At 68.6% G+C, this 12,821-nt stretch carries 19 protein-coding genes; 7 read left to right on the top strand and 12 right to left on the bottom strand.

Annotation, left to right across the window (positions count from 1 at the left end):
* Positions 1-67: 67 nt before the first annotated feature.
* The 3 genes from ACZ45C_RS10635 to ACZ45C_RS10625 all read left to right on the top strand — a co-directional run bounded on the left by ACZ45C_RS10635 (position 68) and on the right by ACZ45C_RS10625 (position 1,911).
* Positions 68-811: an ArsR/SmtB family transcription factor gene (locus ACZ45C_RS10635; RefSeq protein ID WP_460559108.1), complete on the top strand. Its 744-nt coding sequence runs from the start codon at positions 68-70 to the stop codon at positions 809-811.
* 93 nt (positions 812-904) lie between these two features.
* A complete protein-coding gene (locus tag ACZ45C_RS10630; protein ID WP_460559106.1) occupies positions 905-1,357 on the top strand; it encodes a bifunctional nuclease family protein in 453 nt (150 codons plus the stop codon).
* Between the two features lie 53 nt (positions 1,358-1,410).
* Positions 1,411-1,911 (top strand): acyl-CoA thioesterase, encoded by a 501-nt coding sequence (locus ACZ45C_RS10625; RefSeq protein ID WP_460559104.1) that lies wholly within the window; start codon positions 1,411-1,413, stop codon positions 1,909-1,911.
* A 21-nt stretch (positions 1,912-1,932) separates the two neighbouring features.
* Here ACZ45C_RS10625 and ACZ45C_RS10620 read toward each other — a convergent pair whose 3' ends face one another.
* The 9 genes from ACZ45C_RS10620 to ACZ45C_RS10580 form a co-directional block, all read right to left on the bottom strand.
* Positions 1,933-2,442 carry a GIY-YIG nuclease family protein gene (locus ACZ45C_RS10620; RefSeq protein WP_460559102.1) on the bottom strand — a complete coding sequence of 170 codons (510 nt, stop codon included), beginning with the start codon at positions 2,440-2,442 and terminating at the stop codon, positions 1,933-1,935.
* Positions 2,439-2,873: a DUF393 domain-containing protein gene (locus ACZ45C_RS10615; RefSeq protein WP_460559100.1), complete on the bottom strand. Its 435-nt coding sequence runs from the start codon at positions 2,871-2,873 to the stop codon at positions 2,439-2,441. The genes ACZ45C_RS10620 and ACZ45C_RS10615 overlap by 4 nt, the downstream gene beginning before the upstream one ends.
* A 67-nt stretch (positions 2,874-2,940) precedes the next feature.
* Positions 2,941-3,225, bottom strand: coding sequence for a DUF7545 family protein (locus ACZ45C_RS10610; protein WP_460559098.1), 285 nt, complete (start codon positions 3,223-3,225; stop codon positions 2,941-2,943).
* A gap of 56 nt (positions 3,226-3,281) precedes the next feature.
* The gene (locus ACZ45C_RS10605) at positions 3,282-4,394 is read right to left on the bottom strand and encodes a metal ABC transporter permease (protein ID WP_460559096.1); all 1,113 of its coding nucleotides are present in this window, start codon (positions 4,392-4,394) and stop codon (positions 3,282-3,284) included.
* The gene (locus ACZ45C_RS10600) at positions 4,394-5,134 is read right to left on the bottom strand and encodes a metal ABC transporter ATP-binding protein (protein WP_460559094.1); all 741 of its coding nucleotides are present in this window, start codon (positions 5,132-5,134) and stop codon (positions 4,394-4,396) included. Before ACZ45C_RS10600 ends, ACZ45C_RS10605 begins: the two co-directional genes overlap by 1 nt.
* A 169-nt stretch (positions 5,135-5,303) precedes the next feature.
* Complete coding sequence (locus ACZ45C_RS10595) at positions 5,304-6,338, bottom strand: metal ABC transporter substrate-binding protein (protein WP_460559092.1); 1,035 nt, start codon at positions 6,336-6,338, stop codon at positions 5,304-5,306.
* Positions 6,339-6,420: 82 nt separating this feature from the next.
* Positions 6,421-6,906, bottom strand: a complete 486-nt coding sequence (locus ACZ45C_RS10590; RefSeq protein WP_460559090.1) for a YbaK/EbsC family protein — start codon at positions 6,904-6,906, stop codon at positions 6,421-6,423.
* A gap of 98 nt (positions 6,907-7,004) precedes the next feature.
* Positions 7,005-7,730 (bottom strand): ribosome assembly factor SBDS, encoded by a 726-nt coding sequence (locus ACZ45C_RS10585; RefSeq protein ID WP_460559088.1) that lies wholly within the window; start codon positions 7,728-7,730, stop codon positions 7,005-7,007.
* 116 nt (positions 7,731-7,846) lie between these two features.
* The gene (locus ACZ45C_RS10580) at positions 7,847-8,047 is read right to left on the bottom strand and encodes a DUF7576 family protein (RefSeq protein WP_460559086.1); all 201 of its coding nucleotides are present in this window, start codon (positions 8,045-8,047) and stop codon (positions 7,847-7,849) included.
* 168 nt (positions 8,048-8,215) lie between these two features.
* Between ACZ45C_RS10580 and ACZ45C_RS10575 the strand changes: the two genes are divergently transcribed.
* The 3 genes from ACZ45C_RS10575 (at position 8,216) to ACZ45C_RS10565 (ending at position 10,072) form a co-directional block, all read left to right on the top strand.
* Positions 8,216-8,608, top strand: coding sequence for a YlbF/YmcA family competence regulator (locus ACZ45C_RS10575; protein ID WP_460559084.1), 393 nt, complete (start codon positions 8,216-8,218; stop codon positions 8,606-8,608).
* A 67-nt stretch (positions 8,609-8,675) separates the two neighbouring features.
* A complete protein-coding gene (locus ACZ45C_RS10570; RefSeq protein ID WP_460559082.1) occupies positions 8,676-9,368 on the top strand; it encodes a MinD/ParA family ATP-binding protein in 693 nt (230 codons plus the stop codon).
* Positions 9,369-9,436: 68 nt separating this feature from the next.
* Entirely contained in the window at positions 9,437-10,072 is a 636-nt protein-coding gene (locus tag ACZ45C_RS10565; protein WP_460559080.1) for an RAD55 family ATPase, read from the top strand.
* Between the two features lie 81 nt (positions 10,073-10,153).
* Here the strand turns inward: ACZ45C_RS10565 and ACZ45C_RS10560 are convergent, their stop codons facing one another.
* A complete protein-coding gene (locus ACZ45C_RS10560; RefSeq protein WP_460559078.1) occupies positions 10,154-10,414 on the bottom strand; it encodes a hypothetical protein in 261 nt (86 codons plus the stop codon).
* Between the two features lie 59 nt (positions 10,415-10,473).
* Positions 10,474-11,394: an FKBP-type peptidyl-prolyl cis-trans isomerase gene (locus ACZ45C_RS10555; RefSeq protein ID WP_460559076.1), complete on the bottom strand. Its 921-nt coding sequence runs from the start codon at positions 11,392-11,394 to the stop codon at positions 10,474-10,476.
* Positions 11,395-11,559: 165 nt separating this feature from the next.
* Between ACZ45C_RS10555 and cyaB the strand changes: the two genes are divergently transcribed.
* On the top strand, positions 11,560-12,153 hold the full coding sequence (cyaB, locus tag ACZ45C_RS10550; RefSeq protein WP_460559074.1) for a class IV adenylate cyclase: 594 nt from the start codon (positions 11,560-11,562) through the stop codon (positions 12,151-12,153).
* A gap of 21 nt (positions 12,154-12,174) precedes the next feature.
* Here the strand turns inward: cyaB and ACZ45C_RS10545 are convergent, their stop codons facing one another.
* Complete coding sequence (locus ACZ45C_RS10545) at positions 12,175-12,705, bottom strand: MaoC family dehydratase (RefSeq protein WP_460559072.1); 531 nt, start codon at positions 12,703-12,705, stop codon at positions 12,175-12,177.
* Positions 12,706-12,821: the final 116 nt, after the last annotated feature.

The raw sequence follows: 12,821 nt of genomic DNA, 5'->3' as shown, positions 1-12,821 counted from the left end.
CGGAGTCGGCGCGGTCGCTCCGTCACCGATCCAACAAATTTGTATTCTCACGGGGGAAGGTGTGCGTATGTCCCGGCTGTTGCCCTCCCTGCCGGACCGGACCCCGGACGACCGGAAGCCGCGCGTGGTCGGCGTCAACGATGAGGATGCGGACGCTCTCATCGCCGCGCTCGGCTCTGAGACCGCCCGCGAGATCCTCACGCGACTCCACGACGACCCGGCGACGAAATCGGAACTCGCGGCCGCCGTCGACACCTCGCTCCAGAACGTCCAGTATCACCTCGGGAAACTCGACGACGCCGACCTCGTCGACGTGGTCGACACGACCTACTCAGAGAAGGGCCGAGAGATGGACGTGTACGCCGCCGCCGACGAGCCGCTCGTGCTGTTCGCCGGCGGAGGCGAGTCGTCGAGTGGGATCAAGACCGCGCTCACGCGCCTGTTCGGCGGCTACGGGATCATCGGACTGGCGGCGTTCGCGGTACAGCGCGTTCTCTCCGTGGCAGGCCCGACCGTGCGCGTGTCGAGGACGACGTCGGGTGGCGACGGCGCGGGGACGGCCGGAACCGACGGCGGCGATGCGGGTGCGACGGACGGTGACGACGGCGGGGGAGCAGCCGACGGCCCGTCGATAGAAAGCGAAACCGGATCCGGTGGCGGGGACGGAATCGACGGGACCGTCGAGTACGTCGCCGACCCGCTCGCGGACTACGCGGTCTCGGCTCTGGAGCCCGGCGTCGTCTTCTTCGCCGGTGCCGCGCTCGTGTTCACCGTCGCGTGGGCGTACTGGTACTGGAGTGCGAACCGATGAGGTGTACTGGAGTGTGAACCGCGGAGGCCGGAGTGAACGCGACCGCCCGTCGCCGTGGGATAGGTATTCATGTCGTCGCCACGACGATCCGGTATGCCACACGAAGCCGAGGTCGTCGGCGTCGGGACCGGTTCCGCGCCCGGCGGCGACGTACCGGCGGTCATCCTCTCCGTTCGCGGTGACTACCTCCCGATCTTCGTCAGCGCCGATCAGGCGCAGTCGATCGGGACGGCGCTGGAGGGCGAGCCGTTCGACCGACCGCTCACTCACGACCTCCTCGTGGACGTCCTCACCGAGTTCGGCGGCGCGATAGACCGCGTCCGGATCGACGATCTCCGCGACGGGACGTTCTACGCCAAGGTCGACGCCGAACGCTACGAGGACGGCGAGCCGGAGCGGTTCGTCTTCGACGCCCGCCCCTCCGACGCGCTCGCGCTCGCCGTCCGGATCGACTGCCCTATCGTCGTCTCCGACCCGGTGATCGACGAGGCGGGCCGTCCGTCCGATTCCGTGCAGTTCGACGACGGCTCTCACGACGGACGCTGAGACGCCGGACGCGAAGTCCGGAGATTCAAGTCGCGGCCAGACCGACCCGACGCATGGACGAGACGGGAACCGACCCCGGGACCGCGACGGTCGCCGAGTCGTACACGGAGATGACGGAGATGCTGCTGCCGAACGACACGAACAACCTCGGGCGCGCGCTCGGTGGCGCGGTCCTCCACTGGATGGACATCTGTGGGGGGATAGCGGGGATGCGATTTTCGAGCCGAGAGGTCGTCACTGCCTCGATGGACCACGTGGACTTCATCGGGCCGATCGAGATGGGCGAGGTGGCCGTGATCGAGGGATACGTGTTCAACACCGGCCGCACCAGTCTCGACGTGAAAGTCGACGTGCACGCCGAAGACCCCCTCAAGGGCGAGGAGCGGCCGACGACGACATCGTTTTTCACGTTCGTCGCGCTCGGCGACGACGGCAGTCCGACGCACGTGCCAGACGTGACCGCGCCGACGCCGGAAGAGCAGGCGCTACGCGACGACGCGATAGAGGGACGACGCGAGCAGCTCCGCGCGGTGACCGAACGCTACGACCTGTGAGCCGCCCGCGGCGAGCCGCGGTCACTCTTCAGGCTCACTCCCGGCGACGACATCGACGCGCCCGCCGAGTCCCGGCGTGACCGACGCGTGCGCGTCGCGGACCAGTGCCGCGGGGTCCGTCTCCGCCTCGGAACCGTCTCCGAGCGCAGCGAGGTGGTCCGGGCAGTCGCAGTCGGACGACCCGAACCCGCCGACCGGTCCCGGAGGCAACTGCGCCGCGACCGCACACTCCGCGTCGACGCCGACGCTGCGGACGACGCGGTCGATCCGCGCGTCATCGCGGGTGAGCAGGTAGTCGACGTGCCAGTGGCGCACGTCGTGGTCCCCCCGCGCGGTCCGGCGGTGGCGGTCGACGCGGGCGAACCCGCCCGCGCCGAGCGCGCTCCCCGTGTACGCGTACGTACCGGCGGGGAGTCGGTGCTCGCCGAGCGCGCCGACCTCGATCGTCGCCGGACTCGAAAGATCGACGAGGAGCGTGTACGTCCCGCCGTCGTCGGGGTCGGCGCGCTCTCCGTCCGATCCCCCGCTCACGACAGCGCCTCCGGCGGCTCGCTCGCGGCCGGTCGGAGGTCGTCGACGCGGTCGCTCGCCTCGTCAGTGAGGGGATAGGTGTCGTGGACGTCGTCGGGGTCGCGGCCGCGGCCCGAGAGGGTGCCGACCGCGCCGGCGATCCGGTCGTAGTTGTCGCGGACGAGCCCGCCGACGATACCGGGTGTTCCCGCGCGCGCGGCGAGTTCCTCTGCGGCGGCGCGACCGGCGTACACCCGTCGCTCCGTCGGGTCGACGAGCACCATCGCGAAGGGCCGCGATCCGAACTGCGCGTCGAGGAACGGGCCGACCGGATCGGCCGCCCACGGCACCGCGACGACGCCGTCCAGCCGCCGGAGCGCCAGCGCCGCGACGGAGCAGTACGGACAGTCGCCGTCGAAGATCAACACCGGCGCGTCCGAGTCGGTGGTCATGCGGAAACGTACGGGGCGAACCGGCTTAAACGGCCGGTCGGAGCGGTGTGAAATCGCGCGGAAGAAGTCAGTGCGAGTGGCCGAGCGCGTCTTCGAGCGACTGTCCGAACCGCTCTTCGAACAGGTCCGCCGCGGTCTCTTCCATCTCCGCGATGTCGTCCGGGACCTCGCCTTCGCTGTGGTGGACGATGACGTGGGCCTGCTGAGCCATCGCCTGCACGACGACGTCACTGACGACTCGCGTCGACTCCTCGCCCTGTTCGCTGAGCACGTCGACGAGGCCCGCGGGCAGTTCGAACGACTCTTCGTTGCCGTCGGGACCGGTGAGCGTGTAGGATTCCGTCTCTCCCATACCACTCCCTCGCGGTCGTGACATAAGGGTCTGTGGAAAGGGACCCGTCGAGCCGATCAGCCGTGTGTGGAGATCGCCGTCACCGAGAAGCCGGAGGCGGCGATGCTAACCAGATAGACGGCGATCGCCGTGACGACGATCGATCCGCCGGAGGGGAGCCCGAGGCCGAGAGAGACGGCGAACCCGCCGATGACCGACAACTGTCCGACTATCACGGAGAGGTACATCGTCTCCCGGAAGCTCCTCGCGAGCTGTGAGGCGGCCGCGACGGGGACGACGAGCATCGCCGCGACGAGGATGACGCCGAGCACCTGCATCGCGCCGACGACGACGACGGCCGTCAACACCACGAGGAGCGTGTTGTAGCCGGTCACGTTCAGCTGTGCGACCCGCGCCGCCTGTTCGTCGAAGGTGATGAAGAGCAGCTGTTTGTACGTCAGCGCGACGCCCGCGACGACGAGGACGGACAGCGCGCTCATGAGCCGCGCACCCTCCACCGTGACCACCGCGAGGTTGCCGAACAGGTATCCCTCGATGTTGATCGCTGTGAGGCCGCGGCCGTAGCTCACGATCAGCGTCCCGACGGCGAAGCTCCCGCTGAGCATGATCGCGATGGGCACGTCGCCGTACGCGTCGGTGTGGGCCGTGAGCCACTGGACCGCCACCGCGCCGAGGACGGCGACGACGAGCGCGACGAGGAGGAGCGACCCGTCCCAGCCGGTCGACGCGTTGACGAGGATGCCGATCGCGACGCCCGCGAACGCCGTGTGCGCGAGCGTCTCGCCGATCAACGCCATCTCCCGGTGGACGAGGAAGGAGCCGACGAGCGGCGCGACGACGCCCACGAGAACGCCCGTCGCCATCGACTGCCACATGACGGGATGGCGGAACACGTTCGTTCCGAGGGTCGCGTCCATCCCGCGTCCGACCGACCGAAACGCGGCGTACAGATCGCTCGCGACCGGGAGTTCCTGTGCCCAGTAGAGAAGCACGAATCCGAGCATCACGAGCGCGAGCGCCGCAGTGCAGCCGATCCCGACGAGTTCGGCGGTGCGACGCCGACTCCGCGTCGGAGGCGAGACGGTCGCGGTCGGATCGTCGCCGTCGACGGTCCGGTCGCTCTCGGTGGGGGCGTCTCCGCCGTCGTCACGGGAGTTGTCGCCGGCCATCAGTGATGGTGGTGGACGACCTGTCCGGTCGCGCCGTACGCCTCCGCGAGCGCGTCGCTCTCGACGAACGACTCGGTGTCGCCGTGGTGGTAGATCTCGGTGTTGATACAGGCGATGCGACTCGCTCGGTCGGTGACGACGCCGATGTCGTGCTCGATGAGGATGATGGTGATCCCGTCGTCGTTGAGGTCGTCGAGCAGGGCGTAGAAGGCGTCTCGCGACTCCGCGTCGACGCCGACGGTCGGCTCGTCGAGCGCGAGGAGGTCGGCGTCGCTCGCGAGCGCCCGAGCGATGTACGCCCGCTGTTTCTGTCCGCCCGACAGCTCCGTGAGCAGGCGGTCCGAGAGGTCACGGATCCCGACCGTCGCGAGCGCGTCGTCGACGGCGGCCCGGTCGGCGTCGGTGAGGCGACCGAACCCGGCGTGCGCGAACCGCCCCATCGTGACGCACTCGCGGACCGTGACCGGCATGGCCCCGCCGCGGCTCGTCGCCTTCTGTGAGACGTAGCCGATGCGGCCGCCGTCGTCGAACTCGTCGACCGGCCGACCGAACAGCGAGACCGACCCCTCGTCGGGGATGTGGAGCCCCAACATGAGGTGCAACAGCGTGGTCTTTCCGGAGCCGTTCGGTCCCACGAGACCGAGGAAATCGCCCCGTTCGACCGTTAGGGAGACGTCTCTCACGGCGACGGTGTCGCCGTAGGAGAACGTCACGCCGTCCAGATCGACGATTGCGGTCACTGCGTGTGACGTACCTGCGTCGGCCGCACGTTTAGCTCTTTTACTCCACGCGCCGTTGGCCCCGAGCCGACGCACGCGACGCGAGGCGGGACGCGGAACGGGAGTCGATCGCACGAGGGTCGATCGCACGAGGGCCGGTCGCGACGACGGCTCACTGCGTGACCACGGCTCACTGTGCGCCGAACGCCCGCTCGAAGGCGGGGAGGTTGATCTCCGTCATCTGTTCGAGGTAGCCGTAGCCGGCCTCGTTCCACTCGCGAGTCGTGCCGCCGGCCGGCGAGACCGCCGCCATCTCCGTCGCGTCGCTGTTCTCGACGACCGTCTCCGCGAGGGTGGTCGAGCCGAACCGGTCGTAGAGGATCGTGTCGATCCCCTCACGGTCGACGATCTCGATGGTGTCTGCGATCTCGGACTGGGTCGGTTCGTTCTGGGGCGAGACGCCGACCGGCGAGTGGAGCCGGAAGCCGTAGCGGTCCTCCAGGTACTGAAACGAGTTGTGGCCGGCGATGACCGCCACGTCGCGCTCGGCGGTCTCGACGAGCGACTCGAAGGCGGCGTCGATCTCGTCGAGTTCCGCGGTGTAGGCCTCGGCGTTGTCGGCGTAGACCTCGGCGTTGTCGGGGTCGGCGTCGCCGAGACCGGCGGCGATCGTCTCGACGATCGCGGTCGATCTGACCGGGTCGACCCAGACGTGCGGGTCGGACTGGCGATCGCCGTCGCTGTTGTCACCCTCGTCGTGGTCGTCCGTCGACTCCGTGCGCTCCCCCTCGTCGTGGCCGTGATCCCACGCGAGCAGATCCCCCTCCAGCCCGGCCAACCCGTCTATCACCGCGACGGAGTCGTAGTCAGCGTCGAGCGTCGACGCGAGGTCCTGTGCCCACGCGAACTCGGGGTGGTCGAGGTAGACGAACGCGTCGGTCGCCGCGACGTCGGCGGCGAGCGTCCCGCCGGGCTCCCAGCCGTGACCGAGTCGACCGACCTCGACCGGGTCCTCGAAGGCGGCGCGGTCGCCGGCGATCCGGTTCGTCCAGTCAGTGAGCGTGAAGAACGCGGTGTAGCCGCCGGCGAACGTTTCGGTACCGCCGCCGTCCGTATCGCCGGAACCGCCCCGACCGGCGTCCGAACAGCCCGCGAGCGACGCGGCCGCTCCGGCGGCCACCAGCCCCGATCCGCGCTTCAGAACCGACCGCCGTGAGTGCTCCATACCGGATCGAAGAACGGGTTAACAGAAAAGAATTGTTATTTCACAAAATAGAGTTAATAAATGGGGGATCACATCGCTCGACTCACTCCGTGAGGTCGACGACGGTCGCTTCGGTGCGGTCGGCGAGCGTCTCCGGATCGATCGCGAACACCGCACTCGGGGTCCCCGCAGCGCCGTAGACGGTATCGTACTCCGTGAGCGTCGGATCGAAGACGGTCGGAATCGCCGTGTCGTGACACAGCGGCGGGACGCCGCCGATGCTCCAGCCGACGAACTCCCGGATCTGGTCCGGATCCGCCATCGACGCCGACGACGCGCCGAATCTCTCCGCGACCGCGTCGAGGTCGAGCCGGTTCGCGCCGCTCGTGATGGCGGCGACCAGTCCGTCTTCGGGCCCGTCAGGGGACAGCGACACGACGATGGTGGAGGCGATCGCCGCCGCGTCACAGCCGACGGCGTCGGCCGCCGCGGCCGCGGTCTTCGTCCCCGCGTCGAACTCCAACACGTCGATGTCGACGTCGTACCGGTTCCGTGCCCTGTCAGCGAACTCGGCCGCGCGCTCGTGCATGGAGAATGATGTGAAACGGGAGCCGGCATCAACCCCTCGACTACGGCATCCGTGTCGGCTGGCGGCCGCGCGTTCCAGCCGGTCTCGACCGTCGTCTCTCAGCGCGTCCGAATGTCGTCTTTGTCCTTGAGCACGCGCGCGTCGCCCTCGCCGGAGGTGACCTCGTTGACGAGGTCGTACAGGTCGTTTTGGAGCCCCGCCGGGAACGTGAGCACGCCCACCCACGAGCCGTCGTTCTGCCACTCCTCGCGTTCGAGATCGCCGAACTCGCGGATCTGGGCCTGTCCGGAGCCCGCGTAGTCGGCCGGGAGCTGGACCGCCATCGTCACCTCCTCGAACCGAATCGGGATCACGGGGCGCAGCGCGTCGAGAGCGTCGTCGACTTGGTTCTCCACCGGTTCCATCGGGTCCACTTGGAACCCCGCCTCCTCCAGCGCCCGCTCGATCCGATCCGGGGGGTGCGGAGAGTCGTCCATCTGCGGGTTGACCGCGTTGCGCGTGATGGTGGTGACGAGCTGGTTGTGCTTCCGTTCGACCATCTCCTCGCGCTGTTCCGCCGTGATCTGGATCTCCCCGCGCTCGACGACCTCGGGGATGATCTCTAGGGGGACGGTCGTGCCGAAGACGGTTTTTAGATCCTCTTCCGCCGGCCTATCGCCGCGAGAGGCGTTTTCGAAGACGTCCTCGGCGGCGATGACGTCCTCCAAGTCACCGTCGAACTCGCCGCGTTTCATCGCCAGCGCGGCGTCCGGGTCGATCAGAACCTCGAACCGTTCACCGTGCGACTCCAGTCGGGCCGTCACGGCCTCGTCGAGCGATATCATACCGCCACTATCACCCCCGTCGTGAAAAATCCTCCCGCGGCGCGTCGCCGCCGTCGCCGAAGCGGAGATCGGCGTCGCGCGTCCGGCGGAGATCCGACCCTCGCTGATCCGGCGGGTCAGTTCTCCGCGGACGGGCGCTCGTCCGTCCACTCGTCGCGACACGGCTGCGAACAGAAGTGTCGGTGAGTCACGTCGCCGCCATCGACCCACGTGACGGTTCGTCGGCCGACGCCGAGGGCCGGCCCCCCACACGAGACGCAACGCGGCGCGGACTCCTCGTCGACGTCCCCCTCGAGATCGGAAGTCGGATCTACCATTGGCGGTGAGAGTGGCTCCGGGCACTTGAATCCGCGAAGGGCGGCAGTTCTGGCCGGGGTGTTCACTCGAGAGCCGGCGTCGACCGCAGCTGTCTGCAGGCCGGACCGGGGAAGGCCCGCGACCCCCGACGCCGGCAGGTTGAAACCGTTCCGCACCAACTCCCGTACATGAGCGTCGAACAGGCGGCTGTCGACGAAGGGGACTCGGTCGAGCAGCTCGGACGCGAACTGGGCGAACGGATCGCACAGACGCCCGAGTACGAGCGCTTCGAGGACGCGAGAGAGGCGGTGCAACGCGACGAGGACGTCCAAGCGAAGATCGACGAGTTCGAGCAGATCCGCTCGGAGTTCATGCACGCCCGAGAGACGGGACAGGCGACGAACAGCGGCCTCCAGCGGGTACAGGAGGCACAGGACGAACTCCACTCGATGCCCGTAATGAGCGAGTTCCTCGACGCGCAAGAAGAACTGACGGACACGCTCGAAGCGGTCAACGAGGCGATCTCCGACCCGCTCGCCGTCGACTTCGGTGGCGAGGCGGGCGGCTGCTGTCAGGACTGATAGGGATCACAGTCACCGACGGCTACGGTCTGTACTTCTTATATCGGATGCCGACTCACGCCCCGCCGTGATAGCTGTGGCCGGCGGGAAGGGCGGAAGCGGAAAGACGACCACGACCGTCGGGCTCGCGCGGGCGCTGTCCCGGCGTGGGGCGTCCGTCGTCGCGGCCGACGCCGACTGGGACCTCCCGAACCTGGCGGGGCTGGCAGCGGAGACGAGATCGGAGGAACCGCCGCGGTCGACCACCTCGTCGTCCGCCGCTCAGCCAACGATCACCGAGGCGCCCAGTGCGGACGGTCAGATCCGTCCGAATCGTTCGAGACCGGTCGTTCTCGCGCCTCCGAGGTCGCCGGACGGTGTCCGCGCCGACGCCGCGTTCGCGTCGCTCGACGCCGCGGTGCCCCCGACGATGCCGACGCTCCTCGACTGTCCGGTCGGCGCGTCGCCTGACGTCGCCGCACCGCTTCGTGCGGCGGACCGGTGTCTCCTCGTGACGCCGCTCCGTCGGCCCGCGCTCCGCGACGCGGTCAAAACGGCGGCGATCGCGCGTCGGCTCGGCTGTCCACCGATCGGCGTCGTCGCCGTGCGAGCCGCGTCGGTTCCGGAGGGCGTCGGCGACCTCTTCGACTGTCCGGTCCTCGGACGCATTCCCCAAGCGAACGCGGAGCCGCTCTCGGACCCGGCGGTGCAGTCGGGGTACGACGACCTCGCGCGGCGGCTCGTTCGGCGTGACATCGCCTCGGACTGGCGCGTCGCGTGAGCGCGCGTTCGGAGGGCGACGCGGTGGGTCACCGACAGAGCCAAAGCCCCGGAGCGGGCAGCGATCGTATGGAGACGCTTCCGACCGGGATCTCGGTGCTGGACAGGGAGTTCGGCGGCGGGCTCCCGAGCGGTAGTGTCGTCGTCCTGACGGCGGATCCCGCGAGTCAGTCGGAACTGATCATCGATCGGCTCTCTCGCGTTCGGGAGTGCCGGTATCTCACGACCGTTCGTTCACCGGAGGCCGTGGAGGACGGGCTGACGCGTGACACGGGATCTACGGGGGACGAAGAGGAGGGCGTCGTCGTAAGCGCCGTCGACGAGGCGGATCCGATCGAAGACGCGCTCGCGGTCGCCGATGGCCTCCCGGAGCGGGGAACCCTCGTGGTCGATTCCGTCGGCCCGTTCGAGGCCGGTGACCGGAACAGCTATCGCGCATTCCTCAACGGCGTCCGTCGGCGGGTCGTCGATGCGGGCGGAATCGCCGTGTTACACGCGCTGAAGGGGAAGACGGACGGGCGTAACCGGACCGTGACGGAGCAGATCGCCGACATCGTCTTCGACCTCCGAACCACGGTGACGGGCACGGAGATCGCGAACCGGCTCATCGTGCCGAAGTTCCGCGGGGGCGCGGCCCTCGAAGAGCCGCTGAAACTGAAACTCACCGATTCGGTCACCGTGGACACGAGCCGAGATATCGCTTGAAGCGGCGTCTCGGTCGCCGTCAGTTGTCACGCGACCCTGTCGAACTTCCGGCAGCACGCGACCCCGTCGAACCTCCGACAGTCACACGACCGCGCTGACGACGAGAACGACGGCTCCGGCCGCGACCGCCGCTATCGCCCAGTTGCGCGGGCGGTCGAGCGATCCGTACGGGCCGCCCTTCCGCGAGAAGAGGTACGTCGCGTAGACGGCGAGCGGCGCGAGCGTCGGGAGCGTCGCGAGGTCGGCGACGCCGACGACGCCGGACAGCAGCGCGAGAGCGACGGTCGTCGCCCCGGCACTCGCGGCGACGAGGACGTCTTCGCGGGCGCGTTCGAGTTCCATGTCACTCAGTGGGTGAACCGGCGTTCAAAAGGAATCGGTTCGAGACACGGACGACGGCGTTACGCGTCGTCGATCTCGTCTGCGATCTCGTCGGCGTCGACGTCGACGTCTTCGAGCGCCTCCTCGATGTCGCCGGCATCGGCTCCGCCCATGCCGCCCATCATGCCGCCGAGTCCGCCCATGCCGCCGCCCTCGATGACCTCCTCGACGACGACGCGGTCGAGGTCCAGACGGCTCATCAGATCCTGTGCGATCTGCTGTTTCTGGAACATCCACTGCTGGTTCATCTGCATCGCCTGCGTCGCCGTCACGTAGAGGACGTCCTTCTCGACCTCCTCTGTCTCGACGACTTCCTCGCCGTCGTCGTCTTCGGTGACGCTCTCTTCCTCCTCGGTGACCGTCTCGATGCGGACCTCGGGCGCGTCCTGCAGGTACATGCCGAGCATGCCGGCCGCCTGCTGTTCGCGATCGTCGATCGCTTCGAGGATCTCGTACTCGTACTCGAGGTCCTCGCCGGCGAGCGGGTGGTTGAAGTCGACGCGCGCGCGGCCGCCGATGATCGTTTCGAGGTAGCCCTGCTGGCCGTCGATCTGGACCTGCGCGCCGGGGTAGCGGCTGTCCTCGGGGATCTTGTCGGCCTTCACCGTCTCGACCTCGTCGGGGTCGTACGCGCCGAAGGCGTCGTCGGCGGGGACGTCGACGGTCCCTTCGTCACCGACTGACGCGCCCTCGAACTCCTCCTCGACGGCCGGGAACACGTGGCCGGCACCGAGCGCGATGACGCGCGGCTCGAACTCGTGTTCGTCCGTGTCGATCTCCGCCTCCTCGGCGATCGACTCGTCGGTGGTGTCGATGACGCGGTCGTCGTCCGCGGTTCGGATAGTGTACGCGACTCGTACGAAATCGCCGTCTTCCAGTCCGGCGGTCTCGGTCTCGGCGTCGGCGTCCTCGGCCGCGTCCGCTTGCTCCTGATCGCTCATACCCGCAAGGTCACCTGTTACACCCTTAAGGCGCACGGTTCGACCCGGCGACGCCGGTGTTCGCGTCCTTCCCTCTGCCGTGGGGGCTGTACGCGGGAGAAGCGACCTCGGGAGACGGAGCCCGCTCCCGCGGCGCTTAACACCGCCCCCGCCGGACGCACGGGCATGTACGAGGTCGAGATCAAGGTGCCGGCGGACGTCGACACCGTTAGGGAGCGACTGCGTCGAGCCGACGCCGACCGCGTCGACGCTCGCCGCCAGCGCGACGTGTACTACGACGCCCCGCACCGCGACTTCGCCCGGACCGACGAGGCGCTTCGACTCCGTCGAGAGACGCCGCTTTCGGCGTCGCGAGCCGGGGCGACTGGGTCCGGTTCGGATAGCGAGGAAGACGCCACCGAGACGACGAAACTGACCTACAAGGGCCCGCTCGTCGACGAGGAATCGAAGACTCGCGTCGAACACGAGACGGGCGTCGACGACGACGAGGCCGCCGCGGGAATCTTCGCCGGGCTCGGATTCGAGCCCGCAGCGACCGTCGAGAAACGCCGCGAGTTCTGGCGGTTCGAGGGGTACACGGTCACGCTCGACCGCGTCGACGGCCTCGGCGAGTTCGTCGAGATCGAACGCGAGGTCGAAACCGAGTCCGCCGTCGCGTCGGCGCGTGACGCGGCGTTCGACGTGCTCGCCACGCTCGGGCTCGACGGCGCCGAACAGGTCAGAACCTCGTACCTCGGTCTGCTGCTGGCGGAGGAGTGAACCGACGGCGTCTGTGGCACCTCACTGGTCGGCGTCGTCCGCGCGGCCGCCGTCGTCCGCGCGGCCGCCGTCAACGCCTTCCCGGTCGCCGTCCGCGAGAGATCGCTTCTTCGAGAGCACCGTCCGGTCGAACGCACAGACGAGGGTGTCGTCGCCGTCATCGACGGTGAACGCCTCGACCCGCATGGTGACGATCCCGCGCTCGCCGTCGCTCGTCTCGCTCGCGTCCGTCACGGTCGAGCGCGCGCGGAGCGTGTCGCCGTGGAACACCGGGTTCGGATGCTCGACGTCGTCGTACGAGAGGTTCGCGACGATCGTCCCGTCGGTCGTCTCCGGGATGGACAGCCCGACCGCGAGCGACATGGTGTACAGCCCGTTGACCACGCGCTCGCCGAACTGCGTGTCGCCGGCGAAGTCGGCGTCGAGGTGGAGCGGCTGTCGGTTCATCGTCATGTCGCAGAACCGCTGGTTGTCGCTCTCGCTCACCGTTCGTCGAGTCGCGTGCTCGATCGTCTCGCCGACCGTGAACTCCTCGTAGTAGCGTCCGGGCATAGAGGATAATCTCGCTCCGCGTGCAAATCGGTACCGTTCGTCGGGGTATCGGGTCGCCACCGCGTCGATGCGTGTCGGGTCGCCATCGTGTCGATGCGTGTCGGGTCGCCATCGCG

Source organism: Halorubrum pallidum, from assembly GCF_055380345.1.
Note: the sequence above shows the minus strand (reverse complement) of the source record. Positions and strands in the feature narration are given on the sequence as shown.

Coding starts and splice junctions, on each gene's coding strand:
- ACZ45C_RS10615 (WP_460559100.1), bottom strand. CDS start 2,873: ATGACCACCGACTCGGACGCGCCGGTGTTGATCTTCGACGGCGACTGT.
- ACZ45C_RS10595 (WP_460559092.1), bottom strand. CDS start 6,338: ATGGAGCACTCACGGCGGTCGGTTCTGAAGCGCGGATCGGGGCTGGTG.
- ACZ45C_RS10630 (WP_460559106.1), top strand. CDS start 905: ATGCCACACGAAGCCGAGGTCGTCGGCGTCGGGACCGGTTCCGCGCCC.
- ACZ45C_RS10585 (WP_460559088.1), bottom strand. CDS start 7,730: ATGATATCGCTCGACGAGGCCGTGACGGCCCGACTGGAGTCGCACGGT.
- ACZ45C_RS10610 (WP_460559098.1), bottom strand. CDS start 3,225: ATGGGAGAGACGGAATCCTACACGCTCACCGGTCCCGACGGCAACGAA.
- ACZ45C_RS10555 (WP_460559076.1), bottom strand. CDS start 11,394: ATGAGCGATCAGGAGCAAGCGGACGCGGCCGAGGACGCCGACGCCGAG.
- ACZ45C_RS10635 (WP_460559108.1), top strand. CDS start 68: ATGTCCCGGCTGTTGCCCTCCCTGCCGGACCGGACCCCGGACGACCGG.
- ACZ45C_RS10625 (WP_460559104.1), top strand. CDS start 1,411: ATGGACGAGACGGGAACCGACCCCGGGACCGCGACGGTCGCCGAGTCG.
- ACZ45C_RS10575 (WP_460559084.1), top strand. CDS start 8,216: ATGAGCGTCGAACAGGCGGCTGTCGACGAAGGGGACTCGGTCGAGCAG.
- ACZ45C_RS10565 (WP_460559080.1), top strand. CDS start 9,437: ATGGAGACGCTTCCGACCGGGATCTCGGTGCTGGACAGGGAGTTCGGC.
- ACZ45C_RS10560 (WP_460559078.1), bottom strand. CDS start 10,414: ATGGAACTCGAACGCGCCCGCGAAGACGTCCTCGTCGCCGCGAGTGCC.
- ACZ45C_RS10580 (WP_460559086.1), bottom strand. CDS start 8,047: ATGGTAGATCCGACTTCCGATCTCGAGGGGGACGTCGACGAGGAGTCC.
- ACZ45C_RS10545 (WP_460559072.1), bottom strand. CDS start 12,705: ATGCCCGGACGCTACTACGAGGAGTTCACGGTCGGCGAGACGATCGAG.
- cyaB (WP_460559074.1), top strand. CDS start 11,560: ATGTACGAGGTCGAGATCAAGGTGCCGGCGGACGTCGACACCGTTAGG.
- ACZ45C_RS10590 (WP_460559090.1), bottom strand. CDS start 6,906: ATGCACGAGCGCGCGGCCGAGTTCGCTGACAGGGCACGGAACCGGTAC.
- ACZ45C_RS10605 (WP_460559096.1), bottom strand. CDS start 4,394: ATGGCCGGCGACAACTCCCGTGACGACGGCGGAGACGCCCCCACCGAG.